Genomic DNA, 1,073 nt, shown 5'->3' with positions numbered 1-1,073 from the left:
GTCGCCTCGATCTGCATCCGGCCCGCGAAACGCTCGACGGCCTCCCGGTCGGCGGGGCGGCGCCCGTCGCCCGTCCGCCGCGTACGCCGTCCGGCGAGCTGCGGCTCGAAGGTGTCCGGCGCCACAACGTGCGGGGCGTGGACGTGACGTTCCCGCTCGGGGTCTTCACCGCCGTCACGGGCGTCTCGGGGTCGGGCAAGTCGACGCTGGTCGGGCAGGTGCTGGCCGGGGTGCTCTCCGACCGCCAGGCCTCGCCGGTGGCGGATCTGCCTGGCGTGCCCGCCGTACGGGACTGCGCGTCCGCGCGGGGGCTGGAGGCGGTGGACCGGCTCGTGCAGGTGGACCAGAAGCCGATCGGGCGTACCCCGCGCTCCAACCTGGCCACGTACACGGGGCTGTTCGACGTCGTGCGCAAGCTGTTCGCCGAGACGGACACGGCGCGGGAACGTGGCTACCGGGCTGGACGGTTCTCCTTCAACGTGGCGGGCGGGCGGTGCGAGACCTGTCAGGGCGAGGGGTTCGTCTCGGTGGAGCTGCTCTTCCTGCCCAGCACGTACGCGCCCTGCCCCGACTGCCACGGGGCGCGTTACAACCCGGCGACGCTGGAGGTCACCCTGCGCGGGCTCTCCGTCGCCGGGGTGCTGGACCTGACGGTGGAGGCGGCGGCCGGGTTCTTCGCCGGGGTTCCGGCCGCCGAGCGGAGCCTGCGCACCCTGAACGAGGTGGGGCTCGGCTATCTGCGCCTGGGGCAGCCCGCCACCGAGCTCTCGGGCGGTGAGGCGCAGCGGATCAAGCTGGCGGCGGAGCTCCAGCGGGCCCGGCGGGGTCACACCCTGTACGTGCTCGACGAGCCGACCACGGGGCTGCACCCGGCCGATGTGGAGGTGCTGATGAGGCAGCTCCACGGACTGGTGGACGCGGGCAGCACGGTGGTGGTCGTGGAGCACGACATGGCGGTGGTGGCCGGTGCGGACCATGTGATCGACATGGGTCCGGGCGGCGGCGAGGAGGGCGGCCGGATCGTCGCGGCGGGCACTCCGGCGGAGGTGGCACGGGCGGCGGGCAGCCGTACG

The 1,073-nt window shown here is 74.2% G+C and carries 1 pseudogene; it reads left to right on the top strand.

Annotated elements, in window-relative coordinates:
- Positions 1–1,073: pseudogene (locus ACWD3D_RS37390) on the top strand (ABC transporter); the annotation flags it as partial.

The organism is Streptomyces sp. NPDC002690 (genome assembly GCF_053592415.1).
The sequence above is the reverse complement of the archived record's forward strand: the minus strand, read 5'-3'. Positions and strand labels throughout refer to the sequence as shown.